Origin of the sequence: Thauera sp. SDU_THAU2 (assembly GCF_038260575.1) — a bacterium.
Classification (GTDB): Bacteria; Pseudomonadota; Gammaproteobacteria; order Burkholderiales; family Rhodocyclaceae; genus Thauera.
This window is the reverse complement of sequence record NZ_JBBWUN010000003.1, coordinates 601,184-615,883: the sequence shown is the minus strand read 5'-3', so window position 1 is coordinate 615,883 and position 14,700 is coordinate 601,184. Positions and strand designations below refer to the sequence as shown.

The following is a 14,700-nucleotide window of genomic DNA, read 5'->3' as shown; positions in this document are numbered from 1 at the left end:
ACTCCGCCCTCTCCTGGAGCCTTCATGTTCGAGATCTTCGCCTCCACCCCGGAAAACCTGAATCTGGCCGACATGGGCGCGTTCGCCCGCCGCGTCGAAGCCATGGGCTACGACGGCCTGTTCGTTTCCGACGCGGTCCACGACGGCCTGCTGCTGGCCTGCCAGGCGCTGTCGGCCACCAGCCGGCTCAAGGTCGGCACCTCGGTACTGATCGTCTTCCCGCGCAGCCCGATGAACGTCGCCCTCGCCGCCTGGGATCTGCAGAAGATGTCAGGCGGCCGCTTCGAGCTCGGCATGGGCACGCAGATCAAGCAGAACATCGAGGACCGCTATTCCGCGCGCTGGCTGCCGCCGGCCGCCGGCATGCGCGAATACCTCGGCTCGCTGCGCGCCATCTTCCACGCCTTCCGCACCGGCGAGCCGCTCGACTACGTCGGCGAGCACTACAAGTTCACCCGCCTGCAGCCCTTCTTCAACCCCGGCCCGATCGACGCCCCCGACGTGCCGCTGATGCTCGGCGCCGTCGGCCCCAAGATGCTGGAGCTGGTCGGCCGGAGCGCGGACGGCATCCACACCCACCCGACCAACACCTCGGTGCGCTACCTGAAGGAAATCATCCTGCCGCAGATCGCCGTCGGCGTGGAACAGCGCGACCCGGCCCGCGCCCGCCCGCTCGTCAGCGCCAGCCAGTTCGTCGCCACCGGCCCGGACGATGCCACCGTCGCCGCCGAGCGCGAACGCTTCCGCGACATGCTCGCCTTCCTGTTCTCCACCCCGGCCTACTGGGCCAGCCTGGAGCTGTTCGGCTGGCAGGACGTCGGCGAACGCCTGCTCGCGCTGACCCGCGAGAAGCGCTGGAAGGACATGCCCTCGATCTTCACCGACGAAGTGCTCGACACCTTCCTGGTTTCCAGCCGCTACGACCAGTTGCCCGAGCGCCTGGCGTCGCGCTTCGGCGGCCTGGTCGACCGCATCACGCTGACGGTGCCGAACGACCCGGCCCACGACGCGGCGGCAGCAAAAGCGATCGCGGCGATCCGGGCCTGGCGCTGAACATCGGGTGCCGCGCCCGCGGGGCGGGCGTCCCTCTTCCTTTCTGAGGAAGCTCTGAAAAATCGGCTCTTGTTCGTCGCTCCCGCGAAGGCGGGAGTCCAGCGCCTTCGACTGCAAGGCCTTGGGATTCACTGGATGCCCGCCTTCGCGGGCATGACGAACCTGTCCAGAGATTCGATAGCGAGCGATCGGCAAAGAAACGCCCGGCCGGGGCGGAGAACCGCGAGCTAGCCGCTCACGGCGTGATGCCCGCGACCCGCCTCGGCCCGCAGGCTTCGGCAAAACGCCCCTCGCCGAGTTCCAGGCCACGCAGCAGCGCATTGCGCAGCTCGCGCGGGTCGATCACGTCGTCATAGACCATGCGATCCGCCAACTGGTAGGAGCCGCCGGCCTGCTCGGCTTCGATCCTGGCCCGGGTGGCCTCGTCCAGCTTGGCCGAATCCGCGCCGCTGGCCGCCGGCGACGAACCCAGCGTCACCGCGGGGAAGGCCAGGCTGAGGGTCTGGCCGTCGAAAGGGTTCATCGCCATGATCGACGAGCCGAAGCCGAAGGCCTTGCGCAAGGTGACGTGCAGCTTGGGCACCTGCAGCCGGCGCTGGGCGACGAACATGCGCGCGGCGTGGCGCAGCGCGCCCGACTGCTCGGCCCGCGTCCCGCTCATGACGCCGGGGTTGTCGGCGAGGAAGATCATCGGCAGGTGGAAGGCGCCGGCCACGTCCATGAAATGGGTGGCCTTGTCGGCGCCGTCGGCATCGATGGTGCCCGCCATCACGCTGGGGTCGTTGGCGACGATGCCGACGCTGCGCCCGCCCAGGCGGGCGAGCGCCACCACCACCGAGGCGCCGAACTTCGGCTGTATCTCCAGCAGGCTGCCTTCGTCGGCCAACAGTTGCAGCACCTTGCGCATCCGGTAGGGCTTGCGCGAATTGGGGCTGACCAGATCGAGAATGCCGTCCAGGCTGCGCTCGCCGACGTCGCCTTCGGTTTTGCGGGCCGGCCGCTCCCAGGCATTCGACGGGAAGTAGGACAGGTAGCGGCGAGCCAGTCCGATCGCGGCCTCGTCGTCGGCGGCGAGGTTGTGGGCGACGCCGGACGCCGCCACATGCACCTGCGGGCCGCCGAGCTGTTCCTTGCTCACCGCCTCGCCGGTGGCGGCCTTCACCAGCGGCGGGCCGGCGGCGAACATCGAGGCGGCCTCGGTCATGACGACGAAGTCCGACATCGGCGCCGTCAACGCGCCGTGTCCGGCCGCGGCCCCCATCACCAGGCAGACCATCGGCACCTGGCCGGAGAGGTCGGCGAGACCCTGCAGGTCGTTGGGACGCCGGCCCGCGTGGCTGTTGGTCAGGCGGTGGCCGGCGCCTTCGAGCATGAACACCAGCGGCACGCGCTCCTGCGCAGCGAGCTGGGTCAGCCGGTAGCGCTTGTCCGCGGCGCCGTCGCCGATCGAGCCGCCGAGCACGGTAAAGTCCTCGGCGCCGGCCAGCACCGGCCGGCCATCCACCTTGCCGAAGCCGGCGACCAGGGCATCGGCCGGAATGGCCGCGCCATCTTCACCCGCCATGCCGCCGACGAAGGCGCCCAGCTCGACGAACGTGCCGGCATCGAACAGGCGCTCGAGGCGCTGGCGGGCATCCAGCTTGCCGCCGGCGCGATGGCGCTGCACCTTGTCCTCGCCGCCCATGGCCTCGGCGGCCGCGCGGCGCTGCTGCAGGCCCTGCAGGATCGGGCCCCACTCCGGGTGTTCCATTCCTTCCGTATGTTCCGTCGTCACCTGAATGTCTCCGTGTGTTTTTCTTCATTTGCCCGGCATTTCAGCGCAGCCGCGGCTCCATGCGCATCGCCACCGCCAGCGCGAGGCCGAACACCAGCGCCAGCAGCAGGAAAGCCTCGACGTAGGCGAGCTGCAGGCCGCCTTCGAGCGCGCCGAAACCGCCGAACGCCACTCGACGAACACCGCCACCACCGCCACGCCGAGCACGCCGCCGAGCTGGCGGTTGTAGTTGCTGACCATCGAGGCCTGGCCCAGCCACGGCGGCGGCACGCGCGCCATGGTCGCGACCATCAGCGCCGGAATCGTCAGGCCGAGGCCGAAGCGGCCGATCAGGCTGAAGGCGATCACTTCGGCGTAGCCGGCGCCGGCGCCGCGCCAGGCGAACAGCAGGAAGGACAGGCCGAACAGCAGCAAACCCCAGGCCATCACGACGCGCGGCGAATGGCGGTCGGTCAGCACGCCGGCGAACGGGATCACCACCGCCAGCAGCAGGCCCGAAGGCAGCAGCGCCAGCCCGGCCAGCGTGGCGTCGTAGCCGAGCGCGCTCTGCAGGAAGACCGGAATCAGGTAGGTCGAGCCGTAGAGGCCGAAGCCATAGACCAGCGTCACTACGCCGGTCATGGCGAAATTGCGTTCGGTGAGCAGGCCCAGCGACACGATCGGCGCGGCGGCGCGGCGCGCATGGACGACGAAAGCGATGATGCACAGCGCCGTCAGCGCGAGCAGCGACAGCACCCAGGGATCGAGCAGGCCATGCTTGCGCAGGCTGACGATGAAATCGATCGCCAGCAGCGAGCCGGCGCACAGGATGCCGACGCCGAACCAGTCGAAAGGCTGTGGCGCCGCCGGCTCGGGGCTGGGCAGCAGGTAGAGCCCGGCGACGCCGGCGATGACGCAGAACGGCAGGCTCATCAGGAAGATCGCCGGCCAGCCGAAACTGTCCAGCAGCAGGCCCGCCAGCGCCGGCGCCACCGCCGGCGCCAGCACGATGCCGAAGGCGAGGATGCCGTGCGCCCGTCCCTGGCTGCCGGCCGGGAACAGCCGCATCACCGCCAGCATCGGCAGCGGCTGCAGCAGCCCGGCGGCCACGCCCTGCAGCACGCGCATGCCGACGACGAAGCCGAAGCTGTCGCCCAGCGCGCCGGCGGCGCTGGCCAGGCCGAGCAGCAGGTTGGCGCCGAGAAAGAGCCGGCGGAAGCCGATGCGGTCGAGCAGCCACGGCGTCGGCAGCATGGCGACGGTGAGCGCGGCGAGGAAGCCGGTGATCGCCCACTGCACCTGGTGCTGGCCGAGGCCGAAGTCCATGCTCAGCGCCGGCACGGCGACGTTGAAGCTGGTCGTCGCCAGTACCGCCGCGATCGTGCCGACGCCGACCACGGCCAGCACCAGCCACTTGAAGGACTCGCCATGGCGGGCCAGCAGTTCGTCGCGCGGCCGGGCCTGCGGAAGCCAGCTCATCGGCGCGTCTCGCCTCAGTCCTCCGCGGTCGCGAGTTCGCCGTAGCGCTGGACGTGGAAATCGCCGTCGCCCAGGCTGGCCTGCGCGACGCGGATGCGCTTCAGGAACAGGCCGACGTCGAGTTCGTCGGTGACGCCCATGCCGCCGTGCATCTGCACCGCCTCGCGGCTGATGCGGTGGGCGGCATCGCCGGCCTTCCATTTCGCCAGGCTCGCAAGGCGCGCACGCGCGGCCGCATCGAGCCCCGGATCGTCCATCGCCGCCAGGCCGGCCATCACCGCGCTGCGCGCCAGTTCCTGATGGACGTGGCACCACGCGGCGCGGTGCTGCAAGGCCTGGAAGCTGCCGATCGGCACGTCGAACTGCACGCGCGTCTTCAGGTACTCGACGGTCATGTCCAGCAGCGCCTGCGAGGCGCCGAGCAGTTCGGCCGCGAGGCAGACACGGCCGCGGTCCAGCGCCGCGTCGAGCACCTCGAAACCCGCGCCTGCGGTACCGATCAAGGCCCCGGCGCCGAGCTGCACACCGTCCAGGACCAGCACCGCGTGGTTGCGCGAATCCAGCGTCCGCATCGGCGACACCCGCAGGCCAGGCGCATCGGCCGGCACCAGGAACAGGCTGATGCCGGTCCGCTCGCCCGCCCGGCCGGCGCTGCGCGCGGCGACGACATAGGCGTCGGCGCCGACGCCATCGGCGACGAAGGCCTTGCTGCCGTTCAGCAGGTAGCCGTCCGCATTGGCTTCAGCCCGCAGCACGATGGCGGCGGGGTCGTGCCGGGGCGACTCGTCGACCGCCAGCGCGATGCGCCTGTCGCCGCCGATCAGCGCCGCCATCCACTCGGCCTGCTGCGCTTCGCTGCCGGCCAGCTCGAGGACCGCGCCGCCGAGCACCACGCTCGACAGCAGCGGCGAGGCCGACAGGTTGCGGCCGATCTGCTCGAACACCGCGCCCAGGCCCTTGCAGCCGAAGGCCAGGCCGCCGAGCGCTTCGGGAAAGGGAATCGCGCTCCAGCCCATGTCGGCCATCTCGCGCCACAGCGCGGTATCGAAACCTTCGGCCGCCCCGGCGTCGCGCAAGGCGCGCTGGGCGGCGACCGGGCTCTTCGCCAGCAGGAATTCGGCGGCGGTGTCGGCCAGCAGCTGCTGCTCTTCGGAATAAACCAGACTCATGGCGGCTGCCTCCTCACTTGCCTTGCCTGCCGGCATTGCCTTCGGGCAGTTCCAGCACCCGCTTGGCGATCACGTTCAATTGCACTTCGGACGAACCGCCGGCGATGGTCTGCGCGAAGCTGCCGAGCCAGGCCCTGGCCAGCGCCAGCTCCTGCGCCTCGAAGGCTTCGCAAGCCTCATCCTCCCAGCCCAGCGCGCGATGGCCGAGCACGTCGAGCAGCAGTTCGAACTTGTCCTTCTCCTGCTCGGAATGCACCAGCTTCATGATCGCCATCAGGCCGGACACGTTGCGCCGCGCTCGCGCCTCCTCGCCCATGCGCTGGGCGCTGAGGCTGTAGGCCATCTCGTCCATCGCCATCGCATGGACGCGATGGCGCAGCGCGAGGTCGGCCGGCGAGGGCGAAGCCGCCGGCGGCAGGTAGCGGCCGGCGATCGACAGCAGGTCGAAATGCGTCGGCAGGCTGAACTCGCCGAACTTCGACATCGCCCGGCGCTCGTGCTGCAGCAGCGCCTTGGCCAGCGTCCAGCCGCCGTCCAGCGGGCCGACGAGCTGGCGCTTGGGCACCCTGACGTTGTCGAAGAAGACCTGGCAGAACGAGGACTTGCCGCTGATCAGGTCGATCGGCCGCGCCTCGATGCCGGGCGACTTCATGTCCACCACCAGCAGGCTGATGCCCTGCTGCTTGGGCACCTCGGGGTTGGTGCGCACCAGCATGTACATCCAGTCGGACTTGTCGCCGTAGGAGGTCCAGATCTTGGTGCCATTGACGAGGAAATGATCCCCGGCATCGACCGCCGAGGTCTTGAGGCTGGCCAGGTCGGAGCCGGCGTTGGGTTCGGAGAAGCCCTGGCACCAGCGCACCTGGCCGCGCGCCATCGGCGGCAGCAGCTCGCGCTTCTGCTCCTCGCTGCCGAATTCCAGCACCACCGGGCCGAGCATCCAGATGCCGAGGTTGATCTGCGGCGGCCGGCAGCGCAGGCGGCGCAGCTCGCTTTCGAGCACCGCGCTCTGTTCGGGCGTCAGCCCGCCGCCGCCGTACTCCGCCGGCCAGTCGGGGCAGAACCAGCCCTTGTCGCGCATGCGCTCGAACCACAGGCGCTGGTCTGCCGAGCTGAACTCGACCGTGCTGCCGCCCCACACCAGTTCGCCGTCGGGCATGGGCGTGCGCATCGACGGCGGGCAGTTGGCTTCGAGCCAGGCCCGGGTTTCGCGGCGGAAATCTTCGAGGGTGCTCATGTCGTCTTCCTGTGCGTGGTTCAGCGCGAACGCGGCATGCCAAGGCCGAACTGTGCCACCAGTTCGCGCTGGATCTCATTGGTGCCGCCGCCGAAGGTCAGCGTGACCGAGGCGCGCACTTCGTATTCCAGCTCGCCGAGCAGCGCGGCGGCGGCGGAGCCGTCGCGCACCAGGCCGCTGGCGCCGACGATTTCCGACAGCTTGCGCAGGATCTCGACCGCCGACTCGGAGCCATAGACCTTGGTCGACGAGGCCAGCGCCACGTCCACCTGGCCGCTTTCCAGGCCGGCGGCGATGCGGAAGTTGATCAGCCGCATCGCTTCGAGCCGGGCGTAGCATTCGGCAAGCAGGCTGCGCACCCAGGGCCGGTCGACCGCCCGGCGGCCGTTCTCGTCCGCCGTCCTGGCCCACAGCAGCACGCGCCGGTACAGCCCGGCGACCTTGTCCGACCATGAGCCCAGGCCCAGGCGTTCGTGGTTGAGCTGCGCGGTGATCAGCTTCCAGCCGCCGTTGAGCTCGCCCACCAGCATGTCGCGCGGCACCTTGACGTTGTCGTAGTAGGTCGCCGCGGTCGGGTTGCTGCAGGTCGGGATGACGGTGTGCGAGAAGCCTTCGGCGCGGGTGTCGAGGATCAGGATCGACACGCCCTTGTGGCGCGGCAGCGCCGGGTCGGTGCGCGCCGCCAGCCAGACGTAGTCGGCGGCTTCGGCGCCCGAGGTCCACAGCTTGTTGCCGTTGACGACGAAGTGGTCGCCGTCGAGCCGGGCGCTGGTCTTCAGCGTGGCGAGGTCGGAGCCGGCCTCGGGTTCGGAATAGCCGATGGCGAACATGATCTCGCCGGCGGCGATGCCGGGCAGGAAAGTCTTCTTCTGCAGCTCGGTGCCGTGCTCCATCAGCGCCGGGCCGACGGTGCTGATGGTGACGAAGGGCAGCGGCGCGCCGGCGATGTTGGCTTCCTCGAAGAAGATCAGCTGCTCGGTGGCGGCGTAGCCCTGGCCGCCGTGCGCCTTCGGCCAGCCCACCGCCAGCCAGCCGTCCGCGCCCATGCGGCGGATGGTGTCGCGGTACAGCGCGCCGCCTTCCTTGCCGCGCAGTTCGCGGCGCAGCTCGGGCGTCATCAGGTTCTGGAAGTAGTCGCGCACCTTCAGGCGCAGCGCGCGTTGTTCCGGGGTCAGATCGACGAACATCGTCCGCTCTCCTTGTCAGGCGCCCAGGATCAGGCCGCTGGTGGGCACGCCGGTGCCGGCGGTGACCAGCACGTTGTCGACGCCGGCGACCTGGTTGGCCGCCGTACCGCGCACCTGGCGCACCGCTTCGGCGACGCCGTTCATGCCGTGGATGTAGGCCTCGCCGAGCTGGCCGCCGTGGGTGTTGATCGGCAGCGCGCCGCCGCGGGCATGCTGGCCGGCGCGGATGAAGTCCTTGGCCTCGCCGCGCTTGACGAAGCCGAACTCCTCGAGCTGGGGCAGCACGAAGGGGCTGAAGTGGTCGTAGATCACCGCGGTCTGGAAGGCGTCGGGGCCGAGGCCGGACTGGGCGTACAGCTCCTTCGCCACCACGCCCATTTCCGGCAGGCCGGTGATGTCGTCGCGGTAGTAGGAGGTCATGCTCTGCTGGCCGCTGGTGATGCCCTGCGAGCCGGCCTTGATGATGACCGGCTTCTGCTTCAGGTCGCGGGCGCGCTCGGCCGAGGTGATGACCATCGCCACCGCGCCGTCGGATTCCTGGCAGCAGTCGAGCAGGCGCAGCGGCTCGGCGATCCACTTCGACGCCTGGTGCTCTTCCAGCGTGATCGGCTTGCCGTAAAAGAAGGCCGCCGGGTTGGTGGCGGCGAAGTCGCGCACCGCGACCGAGACGCGGCCGAAGTCCTCGCTGGTGGCGCCGTAGGCGTGCATGTAGCGGCGGGCGAACATGCCCACCCAGGCCGCCGGGGTGTGGAAGCCGTAGGGCATGTACCAGCCGTAGTTGACGTTCTCGAAGATCGGCGTCGAGCCGAAGCCGTAGGTGCCGGTGCCGAAGCGGTACCAGGAACGCTCGTTCATCGCCCGATACACCACCACGGCCTTGGCCACGCCGGTCGCCACCGCCATCGCCGCGTGCAGGATCGGTGCGCAGGCGGCGCCGCCGCCGTGCGGCACGGTGGAGAAGAACTTGACGTTCCTGCAGCCGAGCAGGCGGGCGATTTCGTATTCCGGCACCTTGTCCATGGTGTAGGACGAAAAGCCTTCGACCTCGGACGGGTCGATGCCGGCGTCGGCCAGCGCGGCCAGCGTCGCTTCCATCGCCAGGCGCAGTTCGGTGCGGCCGGAGTTCTTGGAAAATTCGGTCGCGCCCAGGCCGGCGATGGCGGCGCGGCCGGAAATGGAGATGTCCGTCATGTGTGCTGTTCTCCGCATGTCAGGGCAGCACCAGCGTGGCCGTGCCGGTCACGTGGCTGCCCATCGAGTTCTTGCCCTTGAGCGCGACGTCCACCTCGCGGCTGGCCGCGTCGGCGCGGACGACTTCGCCGCTGAAAGTCATGGTGTCGCCCGGGTAGTTGGGCGCACCGAGCTTGATCCGCAGATCCTTGAAGCGCGCCGCCGGGCCGGCCCAGGCTTCGACGAAGCGCTGGGCCAGGCCGCTGGTGGTCAGGATGTTCATGAACACGTGCGGCGAACCGAGCTGCTGCGCGGCTTCCATGTCGTGGTGGCCGGGGAAGTAGTCGCGCGTGGCGATCGCGCACGAGGCGATCAGCGTCGTCGTGATCGGGATCGCCAGCTCGGGCAGCGCCTCGCCGGGGCGCACGTCGTCAAAGCGCTTGCTGTTCTTCGAGGTCATATTTCCATCCCAGCTTGTCGTTGTTGGCGAGCCAGTCGCCGAGTCGTTCGAGCGTGGCGGCGCTGCCGCCCAGGGTGATGCCGATCGCGCGGCTCCAGTACAGGTAGCGGTGGATCGGGTAGGTGAGATCGACGCCGATGCCACCATGCACGTGCTGCGCCTTGTGGCCGACGAGGTGGCCGCATTCGGCGGCGAGGTACTTGACCGCCAGCGCCTCGGACGGCGACGGCAGCCCGGCGTCGAGCCGGTACACCAGTTGCCACAGCACCGAGCGCAGCGCCTCGATGGCGATGCGGGCGTCGGCCATGCTCATCTGCACCGCCTGGAAGGTGGCGATGGCACGGTCGAACTGGCGGCGTTCGTTGATGTAGGCGACGGTACGGCTCAACTGCTCGCTGCTGACGCCGAGCTGCAGCGCGGCCAGCGCGGCGATGGCGCGCTGCTCGAGCCAGGGCAGCGCGGCTTGCGGCAGCACCGCCGCGGCAGTCAGCCGCAGGCCGTCGAAGCGCAGGTCGGCCACCGCCTCGCCGTGGGTGAGCACGCCGGCGAGCTTGCCGATGCCGTCAGCGCGCAGATCCACCGGCACCAGCCGCGGGCCCTCGCCGGTCTCGGCCAGCAGCAGCGCACGGCAGGCCTCGGTGCCCAGCGGCACGGCGCGGACGAGACCATCGAGCAGCCAGCCCTCGCCGTCGCGCCGCGCCCGCAGCGCAATGCCTTCGGCACGCGCGGCGCCGTCGAGCGACAGCGTGATCAAAAGCTTGCTTTCCGCCGCAGCGGCGGCGATTTCCGCGCCTTCGGCGCCGCCGAAGCGGGCCAGCGTCGCGGCGCCGAGCTGGTGGCGCCACAGCGGCACCTGGCCCAGGCTCCGGCCCTGGGCTTCGAGCACCAGCATCAGTTCGGTCATGCCGAGGCCGCTGCCGCCGGCCTCTTCCGGAATGGCCAGCGAATGCAGGCCGGTTTCGACGCACTTGGCCCACAAATCGGCCATGTAGGGCTCGCCGGCGGCATCGAAGGCGCGCAGGCGCTCGTCGGTGCACAGGTCGGCGAACAGGCTGCCGGCCATGTCGGCGATCGCGCGCTGATCCTCGCTCAACTGGAAGTCCATGTCCGCCTCCTCAGCCCGCGACCGGACGGAACATCGGCAAGGTCAGCTCGCCGTCGTCGAAGGACTGGAACTCGACCTGCACGCGCTGGCCGATCTCGATCTCGTCGCGCTTAACGCCGACCAAGCCGGCGACCAGGCGCACGCCTTCGTCGAGGTCGATCAGCCCGATCGGATTGGGATGCTCGAACGGCGGCACCTCCGGGTAGTGCATGACGACGAAGGAATGGACCTCGCCCTTGCCCGAGGCCTCGACCGTGTCCCAGTCGAAGGAATGGCAGTCGATGCACACCGGCGCCGGCGGATGGCGCAGCGTGCCGCAGCAGGTGCAGCGCTGGATCAGCAGCTTGCCGGCCTGCACGCCTTCCCAGAAGAAGCGGGTGTCGTCGCTGACGCCGGGCTGGGGCCGCTTGTACTTGGGCTGCGCCGGCGCCGCGCCCTTCTCCGCCGGCTTGGGCACATTGGCCGGGCGGAACTTGAACACGCGGAACAGCAACTGGCCGACCTTCTCGTCGCCTTCGGCCTTCTGCGAGAAGAAAGTCATGATCAGCGTGACGAAGAAGCCGGTGCCGAGCGCGGTAGTCTTTTCCTCGCCGATCGAATCGAGCCGGGTGGTGTAGTACAGCTTTTCGCCCAGCTTCAGGTAGCGCTCGAAGCTGAGATCGGAGTTCACCGCCACCACCGAAGGGTAGCCGTGGGCCTCCATCGTCTTCAGCACTTCGTAGGGGTTCTCGTCGGTCGATCCCGGCGCGTAATTGTTCATGTGCAGGCCTTCGAGGCACCAGGCCTGCAGCATCGCCGGCGGCGCGACGATGCCGCCGAATTCGCTGGCGGCGGCATGGGCCGCATCGGTGTAGAGCGGGTTGTCGATGCCCATCACCTCGCACCACTGCCGGATCATCGGCGCATTGACCTCGTCCCAGGCGTAGACGCGACCGTACTCGCGACCCACCTTGGCACGCACTTCGGACATCCATTCCTGTTCAGCCAAGTTCGTCTCCTGCTGTTGTGCCAGGCACTGCCGCGCCTGCAGATTTCCGCTGCCGAAAGAGACTGCCGCAACAGCGCAGTACCTCTTTCACAGCACCTGCGGCGAGTCTAAGAGCAGCAGGGAGGACAGCACTTCGTCTGAACGGACGATGGACAAGCGCGGCGGGGCTCGACATTCGCCGCTGCTCACTTGCCACTCACTTGTCACTTTCCGAGCCCGGCTTAGTCCCATCAGACGATGTGCCCCCACCCCACGGCACCGACCATCCGCCCGGCACAAAGGCGGCGCGCACCCGCATGCGCCGCCCCCGGAGACTCCCGCATGGAATCGCGCATCGACACGCGAAAGGCATGGGCCGTGTATGCCGCCCTGCTGTTCGGCACCTTCATCACGATCGAGGCCGCCGCCTTCCAGGCCCCGGCGCTGCCGAGCGTGACCCGCCACTTCGGCATCCAGGTCAACATGGCAGCGCTGGTGCTGATCCTGTATTCGCTGGCGCTGACGGTGTTCGCGCCGATCATGGGCCGGCTCGGCGACGAGTACGGACGCAAGCGGATCCTCAGCATCGGCATGCTGGTCTTCGCGGTTTCCGAGTTCGCCGCGGCCTGGGCGCCGGACTTCGGCCTCTTCCTCGCCGCGCGCTTCGTCCAGGGCCTGGGCGCGGCCTGCATCCTGCCCGGCGTGTTTGCCTATGCCGCCCACCTGTTCCCGGACAACAAGCGCGGCCTGGCGCTGGGCGTCCTCGCCTTCACGATGACCTTCGGCGCGGCCTCGGGCGGCCTGCTCGGCGGCCTGCTGATCGACCGCCTCGGCTGGCCCAGCGTGTATTGGATCAGCGGCGCACTGACCCTGGCCGGACTGCTGCCGGTGCGCCTGCTGGTACCGGAAATCGCCCCCGCCAAGGCCCGTTCCGCTTTCGACCATACCGGCGCGATGCTGCTGTTCGCGGTCATCGCCGCGCTGCTGTCGCTGCCCACCTGGGCGACCAACTTCGGCAAGGAATCCATCGTCACCTGGGCGATCGTCATCGTCGGCACCGGCAGCCTGGCCCTGCTGTGGCGGCACAGCCGCAAGACCGAGAACCCGGTCATCGACGTCGGCCTGCTGTCGCGCCGCGCCTTCGCCACGCCCTCGGCGATCTACTGGCTGCACATGATCTTCGCCAGCGGCATCGTCTATTCGCTGGCCTTCTTCATCAACAGCCGTCCGGACGGCACCGCGGCGCAGTTCGGCTTCGTCACGCTGTTCCTGTACGGCAGCGGCCTGCTCAGCTCGCCGATCGCCGGCAGGCTGGTGGACCGCATCGAGCCGCGCCTGCTGTCCATCGCCGCGATGCTCGCCAGCCTGATCGGCACCCTGCTGTTCCTGAACATCGAGGTCGACACGCCGCTGTGGATGATCATCGTCATCGCCTGCATCCTGGGCCTGTCGATCGGCTGCAACACGCCGGCGATCATGAAGCTGGCGCTGGGCGCCGTGCCGGCCAAGGACATGGGCGCCGGCAGCGGCCTGTTCAGCATGTTCCGCGACCTCGGCAGCCCCACCGGCTCATCGTTGTCGCTGGCCGTCTTCGGCGCCAGCCTGGCCCACGCCACCCACAGCGCCATCGCCCGCCAGACCGCTTCGCTCGGCTTCGATGCGACCACGGTTGACGGCCTCGCCCGCGCAGCCGGCAGCCGTGCGCGCGAAGTGCCGGCCGAGCTGGCAAACGAATTGGCCGATGCCGGGCTCGCGGCCGATGTGCTGATGAATCAGGCGATGCTGGAAGGGCTGAATGCGGCGCTGAGCAACGTGGGGTATATGTTGCTCGGGCTGATTACCGTGGCACTGGGATTGAGTTTGCAATTGATGCGAACACATGGACCGGCAGCCGCGGGCGAGGCACAGTTGCATACTGACTGAGCAGGCGATAACGGCAATGGTTTTGGCGTGCTTGAGTAGTGGTGTGGTAATTAGAGCCGGGCTTGCTCGTATGCCAGTAATTCCACTGAGGACTTCATGCTCTCTTGCGCAAGAGCTCGGCAGTCCTACATCGCCTTTACTGCCTCACACTGCGCCCAGATGACTCTGATGAACCTGGATCAGGGCGAGCTTCTGGTGACATGAATAATTCACGTTGCATGAGTGCAAACGCAGCACATTCGTTGTGTAGCCAACGAGCAAAGATCTCCGTGCGCCTTTCCCCCGGGTTGCGCCTCAGCAAGACATAGCGTGCTGGCGCGGTCACTGGCTTCCGGAAGATATCTACAAGCCGGCCACTACGGATTTCATCTGCGATCAATGCGGTACGGCCTAGCGCAACCCCCTGCCCGTTGAGAGCGGCAGCTATAGCCAGTACGGACAAGTTGAACTGTGGTCCTTCCAAATCATATGGAAAATCTGGTTGCGCCTTGGCGAACCAAGTACGCCATTCAATGAATTCCGGTGCGCCTATCCAGGGCGCTACATCATGCAGCAGGGTGACGTTCTCCATCGAGACAGCAGAGGAAAACTCGGCATGCGCTGCCAGCCAGTCCGGGCTTGCTACTGGCAACAGGTATTCATCAAACAGCGGCTCTGAATGAAATTCAGGGGCATAGTCCACAGGATCGTAACGGATTGCCAAATCAATGTCGCCGGACATGAGTGCCGGGCGATCCACTGTTTGGAACTCTGCTTTCAGACGAACCGTGATCTCCGGATACCTACGCTGAAAGTCTACAAGCCTCGGCAGAAGCCATTGCATTGCAAACGATGGCAGGCAACTGATCTGCAGCGGCGTGGCGGGCGGATTCAGATTGGTAAGAGTTTGTTCTAAGTCAGCAAGAAAGCGTGTAGCGCAGCCATAGAGGACAAGCCCCTGCTCGGTCAAAACCAAACTGCGATGGTGCCGAATGAACAGAGGGTAGCCAAGCCGCCCTTCAAGCTGTCGCATCTGCTGGCTGACCGCACTTTGCGTCAAATTCAGCTCAATGGCAGCACGGGTGAAGCTCAGGTGGCGAGCTGCTGCTTCGAAGCAGCGCATACCGGCGAGGATACTTGAATCGACGTTCATTCAGATTAGTCGTACTAATGCTAGACGTAGAAATTATCGCTGTTGGAACGATCGCTTGCCGACTA

12 protein-coding genes are annotated in these 14,700 nt (G+C 68.1%); 2 read left to right on the top strand and 10 right to left on the bottom strand.

Annotated elements, in window-relative coordinates; translation table 11 throughout:
• Positions 1 to 24: 24 nt before the first annotated feature.
• Positions 25 to 1,053 carry a TIGR03617 family F420-dependent LLM class oxidoreductase gene (locus AAFL97_RS03965; RefSeq protein WP_341643812.1) on the top strand — a complete coding sequence of 343 codons (1,029 nt, stop codon included), beginning with the start codon at positions 25 to 27 and terminating at the stop codon, positions 1,051 to 1,053.
• A 235-nt stretch (positions 1,054 to 1,288) separates the two neighbouring features.
• Here AAFL97_RS03965 and AAFL97_RS03960 read toward each other — a convergent pair whose 3' ends face one another.
• Genes AAFL97_RS03960 through AAFL97_RS03920 form a run of 9 tightly spaced genes read right to left on the bottom strand, consistent with a single transcriptional unit; the run spans position 1,289 to position 11,601 of the window.
• On the bottom strand, positions 1,289 to 2,827 hold the full coding sequence (locus tag AAFL97_RS03960; protein WP_341643811.1) for an acyl-CoA carboxylase subunit beta: 1,539 nt from the start codon (positions 2,825 to 2,827) through the stop codon (positions 1,289 to 1,291).
• 24 nt (positions 2,828 to 2,851) lie between these two features.
• A complete protein-coding gene (locus AAFL97_RS03955) occupies positions 2,852 to 4,285 on the bottom strand; it encodes a DHA2 family efflux MFS transporter permease subunit (RefSeq protein ID WP_341643810.1) in 1,434 nt (477 codons plus the stop codon).
• Positions 4,286 to 4,299: 14 nt separating this feature from the next.
• Positions 4,300 to 5,454: an acyl-CoA dehydrogenase family protein gene (locus AAFL97_RS03950; protein ID WP_341643809.1), complete on the bottom strand. Its 1,155-nt coding sequence runs from the start codon at positions 5,452 to 5,454 to the stop codon at positions 4,300 to 4,302.
• A gap of 13 nt (positions 5,455 to 5,467) precedes the next feature.
• The gene (locus AAFL97_RS03945) at positions 5,468 to 6,691 is read right to left on the bottom strand and encodes an acyl-CoA dehydrogenase family protein (protein ID WP_341643808.1); all 1,224 of its coding nucleotides are present in this window, start codon (positions 6,689 to 6,691) and stop codon (positions 5,468 to 5,470) included.
• Between the two features lie 20 nt (positions 6,692 to 6,711).
• Positions 6,712 to 7,878, bottom strand: a complete 1,167-nt coding sequence (locus tag AAFL97_RS03940; protein ID WP_341643807.1) for an acyl-CoA dehydrogenase family protein — start codon at positions 7,876 to 7,878, stop codon at positions 6,712 to 6,714.
• Between the two features lie 15 nt (positions 7,879 to 7,893).
• Positions 7,894 to 9,069, bottom strand: coding sequence for a lipid-transfer protein (locus AAFL97_RS03935; RefSeq protein WP_341643806.1), 1,176 nt, complete (start codon positions 9,067 to 9,069; stop codon positions 7,894 to 7,896).
• Between the two features lie 19 nt (positions 9,070 to 9,088).
• Positions 9,089 to 9,508: a MaoC family dehydratase gene (locus tag AAFL97_RS03930; protein ID WP_341643805.1), complete on the bottom strand. Its 420-nt coding sequence runs from the start codon at positions 9,506 to 9,508 to the stop codon at positions 9,089 to 9,091.
• Positions 9,480 to 10,613 carry an acyl-CoA dehydrogenase family protein gene (locus AAFL97_RS03925; protein WP_341643804.1) on the bottom strand — a complete coding sequence of 378 codons (1,134 nt, stop codon included), beginning with the start codon at positions 10,611 to 10,613 and terminating at the stop codon, positions 9,480 to 9,482. Before AAFL97_RS03925 ends, AAFL97_RS03930 begins: the two co-directional genes overlap by 29 nt.
• A gap of 10 nt (positions 10,614 to 10,623) precedes the next feature.
• Positions 10,624 to 11,601: a bifunctional MaoC family dehydratase N-terminal/OB-fold nucleic acid binding domain-containing protein gene (locus AAFL97_RS03920; RefSeq protein WP_341643803.1), complete on the bottom strand. Its 978-nt coding sequence runs from the start codon at positions 11,599 to 11,601 to the stop codon at positions 10,624 to 10,626.
• A 321-nt stretch (positions 11,602 to 11,922) separates the two neighbouring features.
• Between AAFL97_RS03920 and AAFL97_RS03915 the strand changes: the two genes are divergently transcribed.
• Positions 11,923 to 13,503: an MFS transporter gene (locus AAFL97_RS03915; RefSeq protein ID WP_341643802.1), complete on the top strand. Its 1,581-nt coding sequence runs from the start codon at positions 11,923 to 11,925 to the stop codon at positions 13,501 to 13,503.
• A gap of 136 nt (positions 13,504 to 13,639) precedes the next feature.
• Here AAFL97_RS03915 and AAFL97_RS03910 read toward each other — a convergent pair whose 3' ends face one another.
• Positions 13,640 to 14,635: a LysR substrate-binding domain-containing protein gene (locus AAFL97_RS03910; protein ID WP_341643801.1), complete on the bottom strand. Its 996-nt coding sequence runs from the start codon at positions 14,633 to 14,635 to the stop codon at positions 13,640 to 13,642.
• Positions 14,636 to 14,700: the final 65 nt, after the last annotated feature.

What these genes read in the sequence shown, in the direction of transcription:
- AAFL97_RS03925 (WP_341643804.1), bottom strand. Translation starts at nt 10,613, where the DNA reads ATGGACTTCCAGTTGAGCGAGGATCAGCGCGCGATCGCCGACATGGCC.
- AAFL97_RS03955 (WP_341643810.1), bottom strand. Translation starts at nt 4,285, where the DNA reads ATGAGCTGGCTTCCGCAGGCCCGGCCGCGCGACGAACTGCTGGCCCGC.
- AAFL97_RS03910 (WP_341643801.1), bottom strand. Translation starts at nt 14,635, where the DNA reads ATGAACGTCGATTCAAGTATCCTCGCCGGTATGCGCTGCTTCGAAGCA.
- AAFL97_RS03935 (WP_341643806.1), bottom strand. Translation starts at nt 9,069, where the DNA reads ATGACGGACATCTCCATTTCCGGCCGCGCCGCCATCGCCGGCCTGGGC.
- AAFL97_RS03930 (WP_341643805.1), bottom strand. Translation starts at nt 9,508, where the DNA reads ATGACCTCGAAGAACAGCAAGCGCTTTGACGACGTGCGCCCCGGCGAG.
- AAFL97_RS03965 (WP_341643812.1), top strand. Translation starts at nt 25, where the DNA reads ATGTTCGAGATCTTCGCCTCCACCCCGGAAAACCTGAATCTGGCCGAC.
- AAFL97_RS03940 (WP_341643807.1), bottom strand. Translation starts at nt 7,878, where the DNA reads ATGTTCGTCGATCTGACCCCGGAACAACGCGCGCTGCGCCTGAAGGTG.
- AAFL97_RS03945 (WP_341643808.1), bottom strand. Translation starts at nt 6,691, where the DNA reads ATGAGCACCCTCGAAGATTTCCGCCGCGAAACCCGGGCCTGGCTCGAA.
- AAFL97_RS03915 (WP_341643802.1), top strand. Translation starts at nt 11,923, where the DNA reads ATGGAATCGCGCATCGACACGCGAAAGGCATGGGCCGTGTATGCCGCC.
- AAFL97_RS03950 (WP_341643809.1), bottom strand. Translation starts at nt 5,454, where the DNA reads ATGAGTCTGGTTTATTCCGAAGAGCAGCAGCTGCTGGCCGACACCGCC.